Genomic DNA, 1,305 nt, shown 5'->3' on the forward strand with positions numbered 1-1,305 from the left:
TGTCTTGTCCTGAAATGTGTTTACACATTTAGGACTTATTTTATGAAAACCACTAAAACTAAAGACGTTAAGCGTACTCAGCGAGATTATACATTAGGCTTTAAATTATCTATTGTTGAGCAAGTAGAAAAAGGCGACTTCACCTATAAACAAGCGCAAAGTCATTACGGCATTCAAGGCCGCAGTACCGTTCTGGTATGGCTGCGAAAACATGGTAAATTAGATTGGTCTAAACCAACTTATATAGCCAACATGCCTAAATCGAAAGAAACCCCAGCACAAAAAATTAAACGTTTAGAGCGCGAGATAGAAGAGTTACGCCTAAAGGATTTAATCAAAGATGAAATGATTAATATTATGGATGAAGAATATGGAGCGGGCTTGCGAAAAAAGTACATATCCGAGCTATCACGCGCGCAAAAGAAAACCATCAAATAAAGCTTACTCCGTTATGCCGTGCATATGGCGTAACGCGACAAGGTTACTATCAAGCTATGCGCAGAATAGATGCTCGGAATAAAAAATTGGAGCCAGTCAAAGAATTAGTGATGTACTGGCGGCAATTCATGCCTCGTATTGGTGGGAAGAAACTTTATCTGATGATAAAGCCAGACCTGCAAGAGCGTGGCATTAAACTAGGTCGTGATTGTTTTTTTGATTATTTGAGAGAGCATGACTTTCTTGTAAAACCAAAGAAAAATTACACTAAAACAACAAACAGTAACCATTGGATGCGCAAGCATCCCAATTTACTAAAGGAATACATGCCTACTGCGGCCGAGGAAGTCTTCGTTAGTGACATTACATACGTAAAATCAGCGCAAGGCGTGCATTACCTATCGTTAGTCACTGATGCTTACAGTCGAAAAATAATGGGTTATGAGCTGAGTGATGAAATGAAAGCAACCGATGTAGTCAGAGCATTAGAAATGACAATTAAGCAACGCGTATATAAACGTGATGCCATTCATCATTCAGATAGAGGTTTACAATATTGCTCGGAAGTATATCAAAATGCGCTATTAAAAGAGGGCATTAGACCATCGATGACCGATGGGTATGACTGTTATCAAAACGCATTAGCAGAGCGTATTAACGGGATATTAAAGCAAGAGTTTTTACTGTATAAATGTCGCAATATGGCAGAGTTAAAACAGCTCGTTGAAGAATCGATATTTATATACAATGAAATGCGACCGCACTTAAGTTTGGATATGAAAACACCAAATCAAGTGCATAAAAAAGACCTGGCGCTTTCGCACCAAGTCTTTCATTAAAACCGTCAACCTATTTCAGGACGGGACA

Annotated in this window: 1 protein-coding gene; it reads left to right on the top strand. The window is 38.8% G+C overall.

Going from position 1 to position 1,305, the window contains the following annotated elements; genetic code table 11:
* Positions 1-42 precede the first annotated feature (42 nt).
* Positions 43-1,277 (top strand): IS3 family transposase gene (locus PSH41_RS19990; protein WP_273590050.1). Its coding sequence is split into 2 segments (ribosomal slippage): positions 43-394 and positions 394-1,277, totalling 1,236 coding nucleotides; the frame shifts between segments, so codons are not numbered across the junction.
* Positions 1,278-1,305: the final 28 nt, after the last annotated feature.

It is taken from the genome of Pseudoalteromonas sp. CST2, from assembly GCF_028599385.1.
Lineage (GTDB): Bacteria > Pseudomonadota > Gammaproteobacteria > Enterobacterales > Alteromonadaceae > Pseudoalteromonas > Pseudoalteromonas atlantica.